Source organism: Veillonella parvula (genome assembly GCF_032575955.1).
Classification (GTDB): domain Bacteria; phylum Bacillota; class Negativicutes; order Veillonellales; family Veillonellaceae; genus Veillonella; species Veillonella parvula_J.
In genome coordinates, this window is sequence record NZ_JAWFXN010000012.1 from 26,861 (window position 1) to 45,278 (window position 18,418).

Genomic DNA, 18,418 nt, shown 5'->3' on the forward strand with positions numbered 1-18,418 from the left:
TCCACTAATTTTATAACCACAAGAATATCCCCATATTTTTTGTGATGTGTAAGATTACATAGTCTTCATCATCTTGAATGATCTCATCAGCCATAGTTCCGATGAACTTTCGATTATCGTTTTCTAGTACACCTGCCAGCTGCAATCCATCAAGAATAAACTTCTTAGCAAACGCTACGTTATCAGGGTCATGCCTAGTTGATGAGTGCCATTCAAACAGTAGGTCTACTTTTCCTTTAACAGGCTGTACATCCTGTGATAAGCATTGTTCCTTAACCTGCTCAGTGCATTTCTTCTTCATGGCTGCCGCTGCTATAGTTGAGCCACGTTCACAGTCAATATACTCATTCAATGTTGGGAACCGGTCATGGGTTTTCTTCCTAAACCTGAACTGACATCGCAATACGATTCTCATCGGTGAGACTCTCCATTGAATATAGCCACAGCATATTCACCACATAGGCGGTCATACACCCTTTGACTATAATTCTTTTCAGTCCAGGCATCGCTGTAATTCGTCGTAAGAATTATAGGTTTCATCCGGTTGTAGCGATCAATAATGATGCTTTCAGCCTTAGATGATACCCAATCAGACTTGGAATACTCCGCCCCAAAATCATCGAGTAATAACAATGGGATATTTCTAAGTTTTTGTTCAAATCTTAGATAAGCTACATTGTCGCCTTTAGACAATGTAAGCATGGTATCTAATATATTTGGCATAGAGATCATCAAGCACCCTTTGCCAATTTCTAGCGCCTCTTTTAAAAGGCACACACCGAGAGAGGTTTTCCCTGTACCAGCTGGGCCTCTTAATATGAGGCCCTTGCCAGAATCAAGATTAGCTTTCAAATTATCAGCGTACTTCTTAACTACATCGTAAGCTTCAGTGTTCTCTTTTGGAAAGCTACCATGTTTGCGTAACCAGTCGAAATCCATATCATAATAGCGCTTAGGGATTCCAACTGCAGCATAGGTGGTATTGACGTTTGTTTGGATAACTACTGGTTCATCGTAGACCGGATAAAAGAACTCATTTTTTACCGTGGACTCGTTGATATTCTTTTTCCCAGTCGACGTCTTCGTCCTTTCTCGAATTTTTTCGAGACACGCCTCTAGCATTGCTGTTACATTTGCTTGCTCCAAAATCCTTTTGCACCTCCTGCTTTAAATTCCCTGCCGTGACAGTTTCAACATACTTGATACTATTACCGCCATTATCCGCTGTGGTATTAATAGCAACAATGACTCGTTCTTTGCCATATGATTCAACTAGATCATCTAATCGCTCTTTAATAGTAGGTGATACAACTCCAATTGATTTCATATACAATTCGTAAATGGGTTTATTTTTTACTTCTTCATCTTCAAACATAGATAGAGGGTTTTCATCTTCACGCGCGCGCGTATCTCTCTCTATATTATTTTCTTTTCTTTTCTTTTCTTTTATTAGTTGATTTTGTTGAACATGTGTTAAATTTTGTTGAACATGTGTTAAATTTTGTTTTTTTGCTTTACGAGACTCCGCACTTTTAAGGCCAGCCAACCTACGTTTTTCGCGGATAGTTTCCTCTTTCACCTTTTTAAATTCAAATCTTCGAATTAAGCTGGGTGACCAAAAATATTCGTCATCACAGTCCAATAATTCGTAATCATGAATCAACAAATAAATTAACAAAAATGAACAAAATGAACACATTGAATTTTGTTCCAACACGTGTTGATTTTTGTTGAACACTTGTTGAACACTTGTTAAAATTTGTTCATTATTCATTCTTAATTCATTATCCAGAGCAACAAATGTATATTTTTTTAGTGGCAGTTTATAGTCATCTGCTGCGGCTAATTTTTCAATCAATATCCACCACCAGGCATATGAAATCATTCCTAATTCTGAAATCATAGCAGCGATTTTAGGATCATTGCTTGCATTGATATCATGACTAAAGTAGTATGATTGGTTTTTCGCCATTTCTATCACTCTTCACTGTCATTAAATAAACTATCCTGGGCTCTGCGCCCCATAATAAACCTTACGCACTCATCGATTAAGTCTTGAACGGAGATAGCAAATGTAGAGTCTGCATATTCAACATTTAACCAGTCTGTTTTGAACTTAAATTCGTTAGGGGTGTTTATGTCAGATACAACACCTTCAACACCAACCCTGCTAACAAGGCCTTCAATTGTACCATACTTAAACTTAAACGCACTTGCAACAAATGGAATATTAAATTCATCAAAGAATTCAAAGTTCTTTTTTACAATCTGTTGTAGATGTCCAAATGCTTTTAATAATTCTGGGCGGGGATCATCTTTGGATTTAAGCGTAAAAATATCTGTAAGACCTGTAGCAGACGGTTTTTGATAGGCAATACTAATATTGTTGTCATTAATTTGGATTGATTTAATAATCATAAGGGGCTCCTTTCCTGTTCTACGATTACTAACTTGCCAGTAGCAGCTTGAACAGCTTGTTTAAATGTTTCTGAATCTGAGTTGCTATCAGATAAATGTAGTAGTCGTATATCTTGACACTTGGTTAGGTCCATAGATTTGAGAAATTTAATTACATTTTCTAGTGAAAAATGAGATTGGATTAACCGTTCCATTCGTTTTTCATCTAAATAACCAGCTTCTACTTGTTGATTTAGGATTTCGTAAGAATGGTTACATTCAACCATAATGTGGTTAACATCCTTAAAGGTGTACCTGCAGTAATAGGTATCCGTGATATAGAGTAGTTTTTCCTCTCCATCGGAAATTAAAAATCCAACATTAGGAACGTCATGTTCTAATTCAAAAGGCAAAATACTGAAATTACCTATTGTAAATTGAACCTTAGGCGTAATATAGATGACTTTGTGATGCCCCGTAACATATAAAGCATCTGCAGTGTCTTTTAACATGTACACCCGGTGACCTAGCTTTAACAGATCATTTACGGCCTTGCTATGGTCGCCGTGTTGATGTGTAAGCAACGTTCCGCATAGGTGTAGGAAATTAAAGCGACAATAACGTTGAATCTCTTTAAATGATAACCCTGCATCCAGCAGTAGCTCATCATCATTTGTTGAGGTTTTGATTCGGTAGCAGTTCCCTTTTGAGCTACTACCGAATGCTTGAATACTAATCACGATTAATCACCAAACATATTGACTACTTCGCCAGTTTCAGGATTAACAAATTCACTGGCAGGACCAGCGTCGATGTCAATGGCTTCAGAATTTGCATTATTAGCGATTGTTTCTGCCACATCTGATTGAACATCGATCGTTTCACCTTCGAAATCAGGGGTGAGTTCGCCATTATTATCACGAATGACGGCGCCATCTACAGAAATTGCATTAGCCATGCTCTGCATTTCGACTGATAGAATGCCATATTTACTTAATAAACGTTTGAGCACTGTTTTGATGGCCATTGCGTCAAAGTCAGTTTTCCAAAGACCAAAACCCCTTTTGTATGTTTGGGAATACTTTATTGCGTGTGCTTCAGCATCTTCTTTAGACATATATAAATACTTTTCAAAGCCATTAATGAGTTTGAAATAAGCGATGTAGCCAACTACATTATCACCAGTTCGCTCGCCTAATTCGAATTCGCCTGTAAGCTTGTTATGGTGTTTAATTTCACCTTCGTAGATTTCACTAGCATTAATAGTCTTATATTGACCTGTGCGCATGGCCAACTGGATATACCCTTTGTACCCCATTTGAAATTGAGCTTCATTGATTTTCTTTTTACTGTTGTAGAAAGGGACAATATAGGCAAACCCCAAGTTTTGATTAATTGGAAGATCCAAAGTGGCTGCCATCACGCCTGCAGTAATAACTGTAGTAGGGTCTGCTTTCGATAAAAGTTCATTATTATTAGATACAGAAATCAAGCTAGACACAAAGGCTGCTGATTTTTTACCCAAGATTTCATTAAAACGTTTCTTTACCGACTCACTAGACACCATAGTTTTAAGCGATGGTGTTTGAGTTTGTGCTTTTGTTACTTCACCCATTATGTACCTCCTATGCCGTTTTATCGGCATCTACTAATTCAATTAACGGAAAAACTCCATTTTGCTTTAACAAATCGTATATAAATAGCCGTCCTTTTTGAGTCCAATATGTATGCATATGTGCTTTTTCTACATCATCAATAAATGTTTTGCTTGATGTATACCCTTTATCTGCATATTTAGCATATAGAAACCAAACACCGCTTTGTTTAAATTGCACTTTTTTATCGGCTAGAAATTTATTAAGCCAAGTTCCGCTTTTCCCATAGTCTTTAGCAATTTGCGTAATGCTTAGCAACTCTTTATTTTGCAAAATGACATCGTAATAATTGGCTTTCGGCTGCAACTCTGCTAATTGTTGATCTTTCATAGAGATAGACAACTTATAGTTCTCTATCGTTCTATTAGCGACTTGCAAGGCTCTTGCCATTACTTTTTCGGGAGAATTCCAATTTCTCTCAACTTGAATAAAATATTCTCGAGCTTGTCGGCCTTTTTCATTTCGAGATAGCATGCATAATTGCTTCGCCATATCAATTGTAAGTTCATGGTCAGTGATAATGCGTTTAACCTCTCGATTGCCTTCAATTTGAACTCGCTCTTTTTTGAGCGGGTTGAAATCTATACCAACTTCAAAACCATATTCACACATTCGAGGGAACCAATCTTTATATTCTGTTCCAATTTCTAAAAACATATGTAAATCTCTACCACTTACATATTGAGCATTTTCTACAACGTTGATAGGTACTAATTGCATTCTTCATACTCACTTTCTTTTAAATGGTCATAATATACTGATTTGTTAACTAATTTAATTGCTTTTTTTAGCGAAGATAACGATTCTCCTACAGTTAGCTCGTGCTCAGACAAAATAGTATAAATGTATGCTGCCATTTCATCTGTACTCATAATTACTTTATGATTATTTGCCATACTTACACCTCCTTAACCACAAGTTGTGGTTCTGACTCATCAACGATCAATTTAATTGTTTGGCTATTAACTGGAACGAATTCAGTTACTGCTTCCGCATTATCGATGAATACCGGAGCATTAACTTTGTAATAGCTAGTTAATGCATTGATAATGTCTAATCCGACATTAATTCTCGCAGCATTATTCATGCTACGATATGGAACGCCTTTGTAAGTGGTTTCACAACATTCTTCAACATTGCCATTCAACATGACGTTGAACATTTTGAAACGAGCCAATTTAAACCTTGCATTAATACTTTCTTCGAGCATGTTAACTTTGGCTTTTACGAACTCATCCATCAAATAAGATGCTTCATCAAGTTTCATTTTTTCTTCGGATAATTCAGCTTGCTTTGCCTCGAGTTCAGACACACGTATATCAACACGCTTAATTTCAGCAAATTTGTTGAGTTCCTGTTCTAGCTTCATGCGTTCTGTTTTGTTAGCTGATATTTTAATCTCGAGTTCAGCAATTTCTTCCGAGTGATCCGAGTTATCTTCGTCAATCGCCATTTGCAACATAAACTCCTCAGCTTTTAAGCTTGCATACTCAGAATCATCATCAAGGACTGGCGTAGTTAGTTTCTCAAGCTCTTCAGCTATAGTTCCCCTTAAGAGTTCTTTTGCTTTAATAAGAGCCTCTAACGTTTCAATAGGCTCTAAATTAGCATCACGCTTTTTGATGCCTTCAATATCCTGCTCCTTCAGAGCAATAGAGTGTTCAATCTCTTCTAATTGCTTAGACTTTTTGAGATTATAATTCACTTCTGCCTTAGCATAAGCGTCTTGAATTTGCTCTGCAGGGAGTTTTTGACCGCAGGTTGGACAATGATCATCAATATCAGCAACAAATGTTTCTGCATTAATCTGACTTCGTTGAATGGTTAATTCTCTAATTAGACCTTGAATAAGTTTAATGGTCGCTGCTGAGTCATCTATACGTCGCTTTGTATCCTCGAGTTTAGTCGTCAGTCTATTAATTTCAGCTATAACAGCACCATATTCATTAGACTTCAATGCAACTTGTTTCTTATGCTCCATCTGCAGTTCTGTTTCACGAGCCATAATCTTACGTTGTACATTTTTTAATTCAGCACGTTTATCAACGAGAGAGTGACCATTCTGCAATAAGGCTTTGTCATTTTCGAATTTTTCGATATCTGCATTTAAGATATCGATGTTAAGTCGCAGCACTTCCGGATTAGCAGTCACTTCAGGCTTACCTCGTAAGGCTTCATCTATACGAACTGGCAACATATCCAATTCTTTATTGATAGTGGCCTTTTTAGACGCAACCACTTTTCGATGATCGTCAACACTATGGCCAGATAAGATATCTGTTAAAATTTTTAATTCATCATGGCTTGCGATAACATCTTCATCGGATATATCACCGCACATTTCCAAAAGTAACTTACGACGATTTTGCCAGGAGTACGTTTCATTAAAATACAATGGATTTGTAATCAACTTGAATATGCTTTCATCGACAAGAGAGCTAACCATTTCTTTGTATTCTTTTTCTTTTTTAGGAACACCATCGACAAAATAATCTGTCGTATGACCTGTGAGGGTAACTTCACCACCACGAGGGGATGAGTACTTTTCACGATAGACGCGTTTTAGTTCAACAGTTCCACCTTCATCCAATGTAAAGGTGCCTGTTACTTCGTGATTGACTTTATGGATGGGTTCTCCACCATCTAATGTCTTAATTTCGAAATCAGCTCTATCTAGGCTATCTTTGCCGAATAGCAACCAGCAAACTGAATCGAATACGGTGGTTTTCCCAGTGGCATTATCACCACGGATTACGACATCGCCATTAATATTTATGGCAAAGGACTTTATTCCTTTAAAATTTAGTAATTCTAATTTTGTGAGTTTCATATCATTCTCCTATACAACAGTGGCATCCACATCGATGGTGTGAGGTTCAATTTTTAATTGATTAGCCCATTGCATAACTGTCGAGTGAATTTTATTATTTTGTTTTAGCTGCGTATTCGCAAATAACTTCGCTTGCACTAAATGGTTGAATTTGGGTTGTCCTTTTCTTATCTTTTTCCCTGTGGCTAGTTCTAAGCAGGCCACAGGATTCATGTCATCATCAGTGACAACTACAATCGCCGTCTGTCCTTGCATGACACGACCACGATAAGAGCCCACACAATTTTTTAATTGTTTTCCAACCGTCATCAAATCAGCTGCAGTCTTAGGAACCATGAAGTGCATTCCGTTCACATCAGCCTGTAATTGAGGTTGAGCAGGCAATATTACATCTCCGTACTCTTGCTTGTTAAACAAATTGATAAGTTCATCGTGGAACTGTTTTAGCTTGAATCGCTTTTCCCATAAAACATCCTGGTATTTTGGTCCTAGTTTTACGTACATATCAACGCAATCTGCTATATCACGGATATCCTCACCAAGTAACCACCGCAATATAGCAGGTTCATCGAAGCGTTCGATTAGTTTTTGCCACATATCCCTAGAATGAGGTGTATTTAGCTTCATAGCCTTACGAAAATCGTTAGCGTTATGAAGCTTACCAGTATATGGGCAAGCACTTTCATAGCTGCGTTGTAGTGTAAGAATAGTACGTCTGCAGTTTTCGTCGCTGAAAAGATTGAGGATATCAGACATATATACGCTTAACGGATCATCAACCATACATTTTCGTAATGCCCTGCTATTAGGTGATTTATACGACTGTCTAAGCGCCGCTTGAAAGTTCATCCCCTTTCTTGTAGCTGTTAACACATCCTCTTCGAAGGGGATGTGTGTGTATCGATATAAGCTATAAGCATTGGTCCAATATACATACTGTCTCATTAGACTCACAATGCCAGGCATATCTGGCGCCGATAATTTCAAAATCATGTTAAGTAACATTGTGAAATGATAGCCGTTTTCTTCAGTGGCGCTAGGTGACACATATATATCCTTAGCCCCATAGCCATATGTTTCTTTCAATCGTTTTTCAAACATAACTCTTAAAGCTTTAAATGTTTTATTTAAAAACTTTCGATTAAAGTCTGTCATGGCATATGAATCACCAAAGAATTTAAGCACAGGCATAATCTCGTTCTCACGAATATAATCAACAGTGAGTTCGTGGCGAACTCTAAATCTATCAATGTATGTAGCTTTACGTTTTTTAAAGTCGAATCGCAATGTTTCCGTGCACATTCCGTGGTCATTTTTTCTACCATCAAAGAAAAGCTGTATACCTTGGTATCTAATCTTTAAATCTAAAAAATATTTATAGTTGATAACTTCTACATAGGCTGTCACAGGATATACTTTCTCATCATTAATGGAATAGCAAATCTTATGATCGTAGGGATTGGATGATAGATGGCAGTTTGGACAAGTATAATATTTAGCACCAGTTACATATCCATTGTGATAGGAATACTTACGCTGCCAGCTACCGCCAAATGTAAATCCACAATCGAGATGGCAAATAGTTGTATACTCCACACCGTAAGGAGCCTCTAGGATTACGCTATCGAACATTTTGTGAATATAGGTGCTGGATACAATCTCCACAGTGAATTCCCCCTTTAATCACCAAACATAGCAAAGAGGTCAGCGTTTTCTTCTGCACTAGTCTCAACCATTGGCGGTGTTTCATCTGTAGCTGGCTCATTAACTGGTGCAGAATCTTTACTTGTTTTGGTTTTACGAGTGCGCTTTGGCTTTTCTTCCTTTGCCACATCTTCCGCTTTTTCTTTAGAAGCAGCTGCCTTAGGAGGCTCTACCACATCAAAGGCTTTTACAATTGCATTAGATGCTTTCATGACACCTTCTGTATACGCTATACCTGCTTGGTATTCTTCAGCATTACCAGGGTCCACTTCAATGGCCTTAAGTAATACGTCTAATGACTTTTTACATATATCAGCTTGCGCTTTGAATTGTTGCTTAGCCATATTTAAGCCTCCTTCTCTGCCATGATGGATTTCAAATCGGTGATAAGATCATCTGTCAAAGAGTCACTAGATGGGCGAGTAACACCATGCTTGCTAAAAATTGCAAGTGCTTTTTTTGCTTTTACCCCATCTTCGCCCATCCATGCACGGAATTCTTTATAAAAGGCTTTTTTATCTACAGGTTCAGCAGCAACGTCTAATTCTGTATCTTGTTGAGAGGTTTCTACTGGTGTAGATTCTTTGACCTTTGTTGTTTCAGCAGATTTAGGTTCTACTACTGGCTCAATCTTTTCTTCTTTTTTTGCTTTAATTGGATTACCTTCTAGGTCTGTCACATGAATGTCTTGTTCTTCCGCCTCTTTAGTAACTTTATTTGGTGCTTTTTCTTTTTTTACTTCAGCTTTTTCAGATTTTAGTTCGACTTTAGGCGTTACAGTCTCTACATCGATAGTCTCACAAACTGTTACTGTAGGCGCTTTGCTGTCATGGCAATTACCGCAACATTGATGGTTTAAAATTTCATTCCATTCTGCGATTTTAAGTGCAAGATCTTCTGTGTCATTGAATTTAATTGTTAAGATATTTTGATTTTCCATGATATTTTCTCCTTTAGAATTTAAATAGTAACTGAACAGATCCGTTCTTATCATTAACGGTACCTTCAAGATTGTTTGTAATGCCTAACTCTTTAAGTCCGGCTAAAACAATACGAGCTCTTGAAATAACTACCTTTGACCGTTTAAGTTCGTGTGATTTTGGATAAATAGCACCTTCGATATTTTCTTTATCAATAGGCAGCACATGAATTAAATGGTTTACCTTATCAATTCCCACCTTAAGGCCAATAGGTTTTCCCATTGCTTTATAAGCATCCATGCTTAACCCACACGCGGAACCCCACACATTAAATCGTATTTTCGGAGGGTACCGGCCCGTTCTATTAAAGAAATCAAAATCTATATTTTTATTAACAGTTGGCATAGTAGCCTCCTTATGTGTTACAATTTAACTAGGTTAATTTAATCTTTGCTCGTTACTCATTGCCGTGAGTGCGAGCATTTTTGCTTTTACGGCGAATATGTTCATCGTGGCAAGACTTGCACACTCTAATCGCCTTACGATTAATCTCGTCATAAATGTAGTTGTGAGTGTATGGAATTAACCTAACTCCACATTTCGTACATGTTCGAACCGGACGTCTCATCGTATTAGTACCCAAACCAGACCGCCATAAAACATAATGCAAACGGCCATCACAACAAGAATAAATAACACACCAATCACATCAATATCGTCCATAATGCTCATCCTCCTTAAATGATTTATAAAGAATAGCTACTGCTGATACAACGCATAAAAGCAACAGTAGCATAGTCGATGAATGCAACTCGTACCCTTGTACATCTGAGCCTTCTAAAATTCCGAAGCATGCAACCAACATAATCAACGCTAATGTTTTCATTTTTCACTCTCCTATTCTTGCTTGGCATCGTTTTCCTAGCCATGCATTAAACGAATCTAAATGAATTAATCGTTTGCCACCTCGGGCCCCTATCTTCATCGACGGAAAATCAAAGTCAGCCGCCCATTGGCGAATTACATCTTGGGGGACGCTTGCTAGTTCAGCAGCTTCAGCGACTGTTATACATAATTTATTCCTGTCCACAATAATCCTCCTTTATATCTTCTTTACAGATGTTCATAAAATTTTCATGAATATTTTGTGTATTCTTAAATAATTGTTTGTATAATCACCTTAGAAGGTAGGTGAAATTATGGATTTTATTCCAATAATCATTTCATTGGCGGCTTTATTGCTTTCTTTACTATCATATTTGCGAGAAAGAAGATTAATAACTGTTGATTTTGATGCCAATTGCTTTGCACTAGATGTTACAAAAAATATAGAAGCCCATAATAATGTTTTTGAAAATTCAACTAATCAATATGCAATTTTTACAACCGCAATCATTGTGAATGCCAGCACTACCAATAGTTCTTATTTTGATTTACGAGCCTATAACCCTAAAACAAATGAAAACCATTTTCTTTGCACTTTATCTAGCGTTCCATGGCTAAGAGACCATCCATCTTTATTAATTAGTCCATTTGGGCCAAAGGCCTTAGAAAATTTTATTATTGATCTTCCTAAATCACGCTGCGGTCCAATTACATCAGGCAGCTGTTTAGAGTTACCTATCTTGGTTATCCTTAATAAAAATATTTCTATTAAAGAGGGAATCTGCATTGAATTTAAAATTCCTCAATATGCTTGGCTACCATGGCATCGCTCTCCTTTATCAACATCTAATAGAAAAAAATTTAAGCTCTATAAAGTCCATTACAATTTATCTAATTTTCATAAAATTTTAAGCGCCCAAAATGCTATGGATACGCCTAATGAAACAGAGGAAACCACTACAGCAATAAATGGTAAGTAGTCCCAAAAATCACCCCCTGTTGGCTCAACTCTTATAAATTTATTTTGATAATTAAATTGTTCTCCATTTTCTTTTGTATAAATCCCCCCTACAGGGTTCTTCATCTCCTCACCTCCTTCATCTGTTTATTAGTATTACTTCCCTCACCTCCGCGTTTGCTATAATGGATATAGAAAGGAGGTGAGTGGAATGAAAAAACGTTATTTTATTACTTATGATTTGAATAAAGCGGGACAAGATTATGAAAATGTTATCCAAGCAATCAAATCGGCAAGTGATGGAGCTTGGTGTACATATTGGAAATCGTCCTATTTAATTAGATCTAATTATCAATCAGCCCAAGAAGTATCTGACAAAATAACCAAATATCTAGATAACAATGATAGTTTACTGGTCATAGAAGTAATAAATAATACCCAAGGTTGGTTACCAAAGGATGCTTGGAAATATATCAACGAAACTATTTTTTCAGGTTAGGACCACTTGTTGATTTTTCGTAATATTTCCGATTACTGTCTTCAGGAAACCATTGATTACTAGAGCTCTGTTCACAGCAGAGCTCTTTTTGCATTAATGCCTGAATTTCTTCAGCAGTACCTTCTATAATGATTTTCATCGCAATCTCCTTTCTGTGTTAATAAATTGTTCGCATATCGCGCCTTTTGTCGCAAGTAAAGCGCGCTTTACTTTTAAATTAAAAAAATAATGTAGGAACAGGAACATTAAGAGCTTCTGATAGTGCATCCATTGTGTCAGAGCGGATAAACTTAAGCTTTCCGGCTTCAATATTAACAATAGTAGTCCTAGAAATACCAGATATCCTAGAAAGCTCTTCTTGAGTTATATTTTTATTAATCCTACATTCTCTAAGCTTATTCATACGTCCTCCTTTCTTCATTTCAGTTGTCAAGCCCGCTTGACAGCTTTAGTATACTTTATCAAAAAACAATTGTCAAGCATGCTTTACAAAAATGTTTTTATAATGTAAACTTTACTTATCAAGAAAGGGGGATTCTACGATGTCATTAGGAGAAGCCATAAAAAAATATAGAGAAGATAATAATTTAACATTAGAAGAACTATCAGCAAAAACCGGTTTGACTAAACAATACTTGTCAATGCTAGAAAATAATAAAAATTCTAGAACAAAGAAACCAATTATTCCTTCTATTAGAACTTTAAACAAATTAGCGGACGGGATGAATATGTCGTTAGATGAATTATTAACTGATCCAGATGAACAAGATCAACTCGGCGAACGTGCACTTGAATTCTTTGCTGATGTAGGCGATAAATCTAGAGCAAATAATAAAACTGAAGAGGAATATTACCTAGATAAAGAAGCTGCTGAATTCGCTGAGTACTTACGCACACGCCCAGGGGCCCGTATGTTATTCTCTGCAGCAAAAGATATTAGTAAGGAGGATATGGAGAAAGCAGTTGAATATATAGAACTATTAAAATTAAAAAATAAATAGTATATAAGGGAGAGTGTTAATTTGGTAGTTAATGTAATTTACTGTAATTTACCACATGCCAACGCTGTGTCGGAGGAATGTGAAGATGTGGATACCCATAATATCTACATAAATAAAAATCTCCCCCATGATCGCATGAGGGAGGAAATCAAACATGAACTAATTCATATTATTAATGATGACTTTTATTTGGATAAACACGTGGACCTTATTGAACAGATGGTTCGTAGGTCTCACGTTGACGACTCCGAATTGGAAAATATAGCTTTCTACCACCATTATTTATCGGCGTTATAAGGGAATATATAAAGGGAGATTTAAAAATGAAAAAAATTTTGTTAATTACTGCTATGTTTGCCTTAGTTACCGTAACCGGCTTTGCTAGAACTGAAGTGTCTCATGATGAATTTAAGGCTTTAGACGGCCCTAAAGTATTAGTTCATTATGATGATGGAAGCACTGAGTTATTAGAAGAACAAGAATATCTTGAGCGAACCATCAATATGACACAAGAACAAATCGACGAGTTGCACAAAGTTGATGAAGGCACTGATAAGGCATTAGCAAAGTGGCAAGCCTCCAACGAAATACACAGAACGTATTCTGAAGATATTCAGCAAGAACCACCTAAGAAAGAAAAGAAAAAGCACTGGTATGACAACGTATTAGATTCTATATTTTAGCCAGTAGAATTTTGCGAATAAAAAACTAAGCACGAGTGTAATTGTATTATCATTAGAGAGATTATGGAGATGCAAGAGAAAATTCGTTATTGCTTCGAACAATTATGTGTTTTTAGAATGCATAATTGCATTTATGTAATTTGAAAATTGCAAATGTGCGTGATAATATAATTGTAACAGTACCCATCACGCTTAGGGTTGATTATTCAACAACTGCGCACCAGGATGGGTCTTTTTTTATACCTAACGAAAGATATTATTTTATGCCTACTAATATAAAACAGCCTACAACTATTGAGCAACAAATTGAACAATTAAAATCTCGTGGCATGATTATTAATGATGAATCAGACATCTATAGATGGCTTAGTACTGTCGGATACTATCGGTTAAGTGGATATTGGTGGATGTACGAAGAACGATATCCTGAATGTGTTCCTAGAAAACATAAATTTAAAAAAGATACATCTTGGGATCAAGTAAAGCATACCTATATATTTGACCAAAAATTTAGGCGATTAATTTCAACTGGTATTGAAAAAATAGAAGTTGCAGTAAAAGCTTCATGGGCTCAATACTTAGCAACACATTACAATACCTCTCACCCGCACGAAGATTCTTCTATATTTCGCAAACAGGTTTGCGAACCATCCACGATTAAAGGCATTTCAACTTCTTTTGATTTACTTGTGCAGGCATATCAAAATAGTAAAGAGCGATTTGCTCTTCATTACAAAACTAAATACCCTACTATAAATACTCCCCCTATCTGGGTATCTTCTTTACTATTAACGTTAGGAGAATTATTAAATTGGATGAAGGGAATAAAAAAAAGACCGGATAAAAAGGCTATATTTGCTAATTTCCCATTTGATTATAAGCCAATGCAATCTGTGTTAAATAATTTAAGATGGGTAAGAAATGTTTGTGCTCATAATGGCAGGCTTTGGAATAAAAGAACTCCATTCGTGTTTGTCCCAATAAAAGATATCGATTCAAGGCTTATAAAATCAAGTTCTAACAATAATGAATTAGATAGTAAGATTTATAATACGATAATTGCTATGGCTGAAATACTAAAAACAATAGACCCTGATTATCCTTTTATATATTTTATAAAGGATTTAATTATTCATAGTAAATACATTAATCCTAAGTTAATGGGTTTTCCTGATGATTGGGAGGTTCTACCCGAATGGAAAAATCCTTCCCCATTACCACGACATGTAATAGCAAAAAAAGAAAAAAGAAATAAGCGTCGATCTAAAAGGAAATAAAAATAAGCCCTCACCACAGTGAGGGCTACTAAAAATTGCATACCTTAGAGGTACTTCATTTTTACTCCAATATCATTATACCACATAAAACCTCTAAGGCTTGTTTTGTTATACCTATTTTAAGCCAAGGAGGTTATTTTTATGGCTAAAAAACGATCCGACGGTCGCTACCAGGTATCAAAGGTGATAAATGGCAAACGCAAATACTTTTACGGCAGTACCAGGAAAGCTGCCACGGAAGCTATGGAGAAATACGTAAATGCTAATCAATCATGTGCCAATTTCAACGACACTATCTCATTAAATACCTGGATTAATATATGGCTACAATTAAAAGAAAAGAGCATAACACCAGCTACCTATCAAAGTTATACTGGGATTATTAACCGTTATATTAGAAACAAAATTGGCAATGTAAAGCTAGCTGAGATTAAACCCAATACATTACGCTATGTCTTTGAGTCGATGGACGGATTATCATCAAGAACCATCTCCTACACGATGACAATTCTAGGCTCTATCTTAGAGAAAGCAGTAAAAGATGATATCATCCCTAAAAATTACATGAAAAACATAGATCGGCCAAAGCAGGTTAAAGTCCGCCATATGGTAACGTTGTCTGCAGATGAAGTTAAGAATTTTTTATCTAATATATCTAATTCTGAGCATCATGCATTGTTTAAGTTAGCATTTGCAACCGGCATGCGGCGCTCTGAATTACTAGGCCTAAGATGGTCTGATATCGACTTTAAGAAATCGACCATATCCATTTCACAAACAGCACTCAAGATCGGATCCACTGCAGTTATATCAAATACAACTAAGACTACATCATCAAAACGGATAATTGCCATTGATACGGATACAATCCAAGAGCTTATGAAGCATAAAATAGTCATAGATAAACGCAGAATTAAGACAATGAACTGGATTAATAACAATTTAGTATTCCCAGGCATTAAAGGTGCTCCTCGCTGTCCTGATGAAGTTAGTAAGTTATGTAAGAAATACGCCAATTTAATCGGTAAGCCAACTTTTACTATGCACGGTACAAGACATACCCACGCCACACTTCTCATCGAAAATGGGGCAAATATGAAAGCCATACAAGAACGTCTAGGGCATGCTTCATTTCAAGAAACAATGGACACCTACTCACACGTCACTCCTAAAATGGAAGATGATATCGTGGAACGCATCTCTAAAATATTCTGATGTCAAAATGATGTCAAACCACATAAGACTTTATGATGTCAAACAAAAATAAGGGTTTACAGAATTACCTGTAAGCCCTTACTTTATTAGCTTCGTGCGGATTGAGGGTTTATACTCAACGCTCCGCACCACCACAGCATTGTTTAAGTTCTACATTTTAAAAAGGGGCAAGCGCTATTTTCTTCTATTGAATACGGCTATTAACCACTTTTTCTAAGTCCCCTGTACCATCAAATATATTGAATCCTATTTCACGAATTAGTTTCATTTGATATTTGTGTTCTTCTCTTGTACGTTTAAACTCTGTTAAATGTTTCACCATACCTCTCATAAGAGATATATTTGTTTCCATTTCTTCTATGTACTCTTTAACACTATCATAATCAATTCCTATTTTTTCTTCAATGGCTACTACAGACTTAACTGGTGCTACAGGTTGCCTATTAAAGTATTTAGCAATTGTTAAATTAATAGGATCTACATTATTGTACATAATACATGTTAGTTTGTATGCCGTAGCTTCTGTGAATACAATTAATTTAGAAATAGCACTATGCATAGGAATATTGTTTTCATTCTTATAGGCAGTTACTTCTTCCTTTTCCAATAGTTGATATGGCAAGCCTTTATCTTTTAAATGCCATAGAATACTTGTTCTATTTCTTTTAACTATTTCTGCAAAATCACCAATGGTTATAACAGGTACACCTTTATATGTCTTACAATGTAGTTCGTTTGTATTTACAGGCTCTTCTAAATAGCCTTGTTTTAATGTTTCTTCCATTTCATTGAAAGCTTCAATATATTTTAACTTCCATTGTAATGCTTTCTTACCTGTAAAGCCCATAGCAAGTAGTGAAAAACCATCACGGTTCATAAGGTATTCTTTATAATCTTTCCCGCGATTTTGATATGTAGTTTCTTGGTAAAATTTGGTGGCGGAATTTTCCGCCGCCAAAATATTATGGATATTTTCTAAAACATCTTTGTGTTGTTTGCCAAAATGGTCTGCTATATCTTTACTAGATACTACGATTTGATTATTTTGAATAACTACTAATTGTTTCATGATTTTAGCTCCTTAGTCTTTAAAGGAACAATGCACTCATGATATAATATTTCATAGAGAACATTGTTCTCCGGTCAAATAGGGTAGTGAAACTTTCCACAGGTGCACTACTCTATTTTTTTATTTTATTATACATAGACCGTATGGACAATCTAACCGCATCAGAACGAGTTGTGTCATTAGCTTTTGCACATTCATCTAACATCATTAAAGTGTCTTTATCAACTCTTATGCGTAGCATTGTGTCTTTCGGATTATCCGTAGGTCTACCCATTTTTGCAGCACTCATTTCATCACCTCACTTTTGTTGCTACATTTATAATATAATTTATGTAGCCACATAAGTCAAATAAACTTTTCTTAAACTATCTTAAACTAAAAGAGGACTCCCACATATCTAAATGTAGAAGTCCCCATATCAAGTTAATAAACGCATATAGTCAGCATATATACATTACCAACTTAATACCTCTAACATTAATTAGAGGATTTCTTCTTTTTCACGGGCACCCAAAAGCGCCAGCATGTGTATCCGTATTCGGATGCAATCATTCGCTTGCCACTCAGGATCTTTATATGGTGGTATATCTCCATCTTCTCTCGCAAACGTAATCGTCTCTGCACGATGTAATAATAGATGCCCTAATTCATGTGCCATAGTTAATCTGTCTCGACCATAACCATTGCAAGCTCGTTCATATACATCCTCTCTAATACGAATTCTGTTTTCGCTTGGAATTGTTTCTCCATGCTTTGTACCCATTTCATGTTTTGGTACAATTTCGAATTCTACGCCAATTTGCGTAAGTATATATTCAAATACTTTCACAATATCAACAGGTGCATTTAATGGTATATCGAATATTGTTCTAATCACCTCACATCTTTCACGAATTTGTTTCAAATTCAATGGAGGTACAGATAAACCAGCCATATTTCAAACCACCTACTTTTCTAAAATACAACGAATTTCTTCTAATTGTTCATCTGTTAACTTTTCAAACTGTCTAGCTAACCACGCCACACTTCTCATTGAAAATGGAGCAAATATGAAAGCCATACAGGAACGTCTAGGGCATGCTTCATTTCAAGAAACAATGGATACTTACTCTCACGTTACTCCCAAAATGGAGGATGACATCGTGGAACGAATTTCTAAAATATTCTGATGTCAAAATGATGTCAAACCACACAAGACTTTATGATGTCAAACAAAAATAAGGGCTTACAGAATTACCTGTAAGCCCTTATTTTATTAGCTTGGTGCGGTTGGCGGGACTTGAACCCGCACGAGCGTTAGCTCACCACCCCCTCAAGATGGCGTG

General features: G+C 36.1%; 26 protein-coding genes. 7 read left to right on the plus strand and 19 right to left on the minus strand.

The window, feature by feature from the left end:
* Positions 1–10 precede the first annotated feature (10 nt).
* From E7L28_RS08915 to E7L28_RS08980, 14 genes are all read right to left on the minus strand, one after another.
* A complete protein-coding gene (locus E7L28_RS08915; RefSeq protein WP_316711610.1) occupies positions 11–403 on the minus strand; it encodes a RusA family crossover junction endodeoxyribonuclease in 393 nt (130 codons plus the stop codon).
* A gap of 8 nt (positions 404–411) precedes the next feature.
* Positions 412–1,146 carry an ATP-binding protein gene (locus tag E7L28_RS08920; RefSeq protein WP_316711611.1) on the minus strand — a complete coding sequence of 245 codons (735 nt, stop codon included), beginning with the start codon at positions 1,144–1,146 and terminating at the stop codon, positions 412–414.
* Complete coding sequence (locus tag E7L28_RS08925; protein WP_316711612.1) at positions 1,034–1,972, minus strand: Lin1244/Lin1753 domain-containing protein; 939 nt, start codon at positions 1,970–1,972, stop codon at positions 1,034–1,036. Before E7L28_RS08925 ends, E7L28_RS08920 begins: the two co-directional genes overlap by 113 nt.
* Positions 1,973–1,977: 5 nt before the next feature.
* Entirely contained in the window at positions 1,978–2,418 is a 441-nt protein-coding gene (locus E7L28_RS08930) for a hypothetical protein (RefSeq protein ID WP_316580081.1), read from the minus strand.
* The gene (locus E7L28_RS08935) at positions 2,415–3,137 is read right to left on the minus strand and encodes an MBL fold metallo-hydrolase (RefSeq protein WP_316580080.1); all 723 of its coding nucleotides are present in this window, start codon (positions 3,135–3,137) and stop codon (positions 2,415–2,417) included. The genes E7L28_RS08930 and E7L28_RS08935 overlap by 4 nt, the downstream gene beginning before the upstream one ends.
* Positions 3,138–3,139: 2 nt before the next feature.
* Positions 3,140–4,042 (minus strand): recombinase RecT, encoded by a 903-nt coding sequence (locus E7L28_RS08940; protein ID WP_316711613.1) that lies wholly within the window; start codon positions 4,040–4,042, stop codon positions 3,140–3,142.
* Positions 4,023–4,772, minus strand: a complete 750-nt coding sequence (locus E7L28_RS08945) for a phage antirepressor KilAC domain-containing protein (RefSeq protein ID WP_174892209.1) — start codon at positions 4,770–4,772, stop codon at positions 4,023–4,025. The genes E7L28_RS08940 and E7L28_RS08945 overlap by 20 nt, the downstream gene beginning before the upstream one ends.
* Positions 4,763–4,948 carry a hypothetical protein gene (locus E7L28_RS08950; RefSeq protein ID WP_174892208.1) on the minus strand — a complete coding sequence of 62 codons (186 nt, stop codon included), beginning with the start codon at positions 4,946–4,948 and terminating at the stop codon, positions 4,763–4,765. The genes E7L28_RS08945 and E7L28_RS08950 overlap by 10 nt, the downstream gene beginning before the upstream one ends.
* Positions 4,949–4,950: 2 nt before the next feature.
* Entirely contained in the window at positions 4,951–6,882 is a 1,932-nt protein-coding gene (locus E7L28_RS08955) for an AAA family ATPase (protein WP_316711615.1), read from the minus strand.
* A 9-nt stretch (positions 6,883–6,891) separates the two neighbouring features.
* Positions 6,892–8,547, minus strand: coding sequence for a PcfJ domain-containing protein (locus E7L28_RS08960; protein ID WP_316580077.1), 1,656 nt, complete (start codon positions 8,545–8,547; stop codon positions 6,892–6,894).
* A 14-nt stretch (positions 8,548–8,561) separates the two neighbouring features.
* The gene (locus E7L28_RS08965) at positions 8,562–8,930 is read right to left on the minus strand and encodes a hypothetical protein (protein WP_008715507.1); all 369 of its coding nucleotides are present in this window, start codon (positions 8,928–8,930) and stop codon (positions 8,562–8,564) included.
* Between the two features lie 2 nt (positions 8,931–8,932).
* Complete coding sequence (locus E7L28_RS08970; RefSeq protein WP_316711617.1) at positions 8,933–9,526, minus strand: choline-binding protein A; 594 nt, start codon at positions 9,524–9,526, stop codon at positions 8,933–8,935.
* 13 nt (positions 9,527–9,539) lie between these two features.
* On the minus strand, positions 9,540–9,911 hold the full coding sequence (locus E7L28_RS08975) for a hypothetical protein (RefSeq protein WP_316711618.1): 372 nt from the start codon (positions 9,909–9,911) through the stop codon (positions 9,540–9,542).
* Positions 9,912–10,395: 484 nt separating this feature from the next.
* Entirely contained in the window at positions 10,396–10,596 is a 201-nt protein-coding gene (locus E7L28_RS08980) for a helix-turn-helix domain-containing protein (protein WP_008715497.1), read from the minus strand.
* Between the two features lie 109 nt (positions 10,597–10,705).
* On the opposite strand from E7L28_RS08980, the gene E7L28_RS08985 reads away from it, so the two are divergent.
* Entirely contained in the window at positions 10,706–11,371 is a 666-nt protein-coding gene (locus E7L28_RS08985) for a hypothetical protein (RefSeq protein WP_316711619.1), read from the plus strand.
* 189 nt (positions 11,372–11,560) lie between these two features.
* Positions 11,561–11,848 (plus strand): hypothetical protein, encoded by a 288-nt coding sequence (locus tag E7L28_RS08990; protein WP_316711620.1) that lies wholly within the window; start codon positions 11,561–11,563, stop codon positions 11,846–11,848.
* Here the strand turns inward: E7L28_RS08990 and E7L28_RS08995 are convergent.
* Both E7L28_RS08995 and E7L28_RS09000 read right to left on the minus strand, forming a co-directional pair.
* Positions 11,832–11,987, minus strand: coding sequence for a hypothetical protein (locus E7L28_RS08995; protein ID WP_287509509.1), 156 nt, complete (start codon positions 11,985–11,987; stop codon positions 11,832–11,834). The genes E7L28_RS08990 and E7L28_RS08995 overlap by 17 nt on opposite strands.
* A gap of 78 nt (positions 11,988–12,065) precedes the next feature.
* Positions 12,066–12,251: a helix-turn-helix transcriptional regulator gene (locus tag E7L28_RS09000; protein ID WP_287509511.1), complete on the minus strand. Its 186-nt coding sequence runs from the start codon at positions 12,249–12,251 to the stop codon at positions 12,066–12,068.
* Between the two features lie 139 nt (positions 12,252–12,390).
* Between E7L28_RS09000 and E7L28_RS09005 the strand changes: the two genes are divergently transcribed.
* The 5 genes from E7L28_RS09005 (at position 12,391) to E7L28_RS09020 (ending at position 16,024) form a co-directional block, all read left to right on the plus strand.
* Positions 12,391–12,849 (plus strand): helix-turn-helix domain-containing protein, encoded by a 459-nt coding sequence (locus tag E7L28_RS09005; protein ID WP_316073707.1) that lies wholly within the window; start codon positions 12,391–12,393, stop codon positions 12,847–12,849.
* 21 nt (positions 12,850–12,870) lie between these two features.
* Positions 12,871–13,146, plus strand: a complete 276-nt coding sequence (locus E7L28_RS09830) for an ImmA/IrrE family metallo-endopeptidase (protein ID WP_394371990.1) — start codon at positions 12,871–12,873, stop codon at positions 13,144–13,146.
* Between the two features lie 26 nt (positions 13,147–13,172).
* Complete coding sequence (locus tag E7L28_RS09010) at positions 13,173–13,532, plus strand: hypothetical protein (protein WP_287540824.1); 360 nt, start codon at positions 13,173–13,175, stop codon at positions 13,530–13,532.
* Between the two features lie 263 nt (positions 13,533–13,795).
* Positions 13,796–14,809, plus strand: coding sequence for an Abi family protein (locus tag E7L28_RS09015; protein ID WP_316711621.1), 1,014 nt, complete (start codon positions 13,796–13,798; stop codon positions 14,807–14,809).
* Between the two features lie 141 nt (positions 14,810–14,950).
* The gene (locus tag E7L28_RS09020) at positions 14,951–16,024 is read left to right on the plus strand and encodes a tyrosine-type recombinase/integrase (protein ID WP_287540826.1); all 1,074 of its coding nucleotides are present in this window, start codon (positions 14,951–14,953) and stop codon (positions 16,022–16,024) included.
* A 184-nt stretch (positions 16,025–16,208) separates the two neighbouring features.
* Here E7L28_RS09020 and E7L28_RS09025 read toward each other — a convergent pair whose 3' ends face one another.
* The 3 genes from E7L28_RS09025 to E7L28_RS09035 form a co-directional block, all read right to left on the minus strand.
* Positions 16,209–17,093, minus strand: coding sequence for a Rha family transcriptional regulator (locus E7L28_RS09025; protein ID WP_316711623.1), 885 nt, complete (start codon positions 17,091–17,093; stop codon positions 16,209–16,211).
* 112 nt (positions 17,094–17,205) lie between these two features.
* A complete protein-coding gene (locus E7L28_RS09030) occupies positions 17,206–17,382 on the minus strand; it encodes a hypothetical protein (protein ID WP_024064089.1) in 177 nt (58 codons plus the stop codon).
* Positions 17,383–17,574: 192 nt separating this feature from the next.
* A complete protein-coding gene (locus E7L28_RS09035) occupies positions 17,575–18,027 on the minus strand; it encodes an ImmA/IrrE family metallo-endopeptidase (protein ID WP_316711624.1) in 453 nt (150 codons plus the stop codon).
* Positions 18,028–18,418 lie beyond the last annotated feature (391 nt).

Excerpts from the sequence above, each read along its gene's own strand:
- E7L28_RS08925 (WP_316711612.1), bottom strand. The coding sequence starts at position 1,972 with ATGGCGAAAAACCAATCATACTACTTTAGTCATGATATCAATGCAAGC.
- E7L28_RS08930 (WP_316580081.1), bottom strand. The coding sequence starts at position 2,418 with ATGATTATTAAATCAATCCAAATTAATGACAACAATATTAGTATTGCC.
- E7L28_RS08940 (WP_316711613.1), bottom strand. The coding sequence starts at position 4,042 with ATGCCGATAAAACGGCATAGGAGGTACATAATGGGTGAAGTAACAAAA.
- E7L28_RS08945 (WP_174892209.1), bottom strand. The coding sequence starts at position 4,772 with ATGCAATTAGTACCTATCAACGTTGTAGAAAATGCTCAATATGTAAGT.
- E7L28_RS08950 (WP_174892208.1), bottom strand. The coding sequence starts at position 4,948 with ATGGCAAATAATCATAAAGTAATTATGAGTACAGATGAAATGGCAGCA.
- E7L28_RS08955 (WP_316711615.1), bottom strand. The coding sequence starts at position 6,882 with ATGAAACTCACAAAATTAGAATTACTAAATTTTAAAGGAATAAAGTCC.
- E7L28_RS08965 (WP_008715507.1), bottom strand. The coding sequence starts at position 8,930 with ATGGCTAAGCAACAATTCAAAGCGCAAGCTGATATATGTAAAAAGTCA.
- E7L28_RS08970 (WP_316711617.1), bottom strand. The coding sequence starts at position 9,526 with ATGGAAAATCAAAATATCTTAACAATTAAATTCAATGACACAGAAGAT.
- E7L28_RS08975 (WP_316711618.1), bottom strand. The coding sequence starts at position 9,911 with ATGCCAACTGTTAATAAAAATATAGATTTTGATTTCTTTAATAGAACG.
- E7L28_RS08985 (WP_316711619.1), top strand. The coding sequence starts at position 10,706 with ATGGATTTTATTCCAATAATCATTTCATTGGCGGCTTTATTGCTTTCT.
- E7L28_RS08990 (WP_316711620.1), top strand. The coding sequence starts at position 11,561 with ATGAAAAAACGTTATTTTATTACTTATGATTTGAATAAAGCGGGACAA.
- E7L28_RS08995 (WP_287509509.1), bottom strand. The coding sequence starts at position 11,987 with ATGAAAATCATTATAGAAGGTACTGCTGAAGAAATTCAGGCATTAATG.
- E7L28_RS09000 (WP_287509511.1), bottom strand. The coding sequence starts at position 12,251 with ATGAATAAGCTTAGAGAATGTAGGATTAATAAAAATATAACTCAAGAA.
- E7L28_RS09005 (WP_316073707.1), top strand. The coding sequence starts at position 12,391 with ATGTCATTAGGAGAAGCCATAAAAAAATATAGAGAAGATAATAATTTA.
- E7L28_RS09010 (WP_287540824.1), top strand. The coding sequence starts at position 13,173 with ATGAAAAAAATTTTGTTAATTACTGCTATGTTTGCCTTAGTTACCGTA.
- E7L28_RS09015 (WP_316711621.1), top strand. The coding sequence starts at position 13,796 with ATGCCTACTAATATAAAACAGCCTACAACTATTGAGCAACAAATTGAA.
- E7L28_RS09020 (WP_287540826.1), top strand. The coding sequence starts at position 14,951 with ATGGCTAAAAAACGATCCGACGGTCGCTACCAGGTATCAAAGGTGATA.
- E7L28_RS09025 (WP_316711623.1), bottom strand. The coding sequence starts at position 17,093 with ATGAAACAATTAGTAGTTATTCAAAATAATCAAATCGTAGTATCTAGT.
- E7L28_RS09030 (WP_024064089.1), bottom strand. The coding sequence starts at position 17,382 with ATGAGTGCTGCAAAAATGGGTAGACCTACGGATAATCCGAAAGACACA.
- E7L28_RS09035 (WP_316711624.1), bottom strand. The coding sequence starts at position 18,027 with ATGGCTGGTTTATCTGTACCTCCATTGAATTTGAAACAAATTCGTGAA.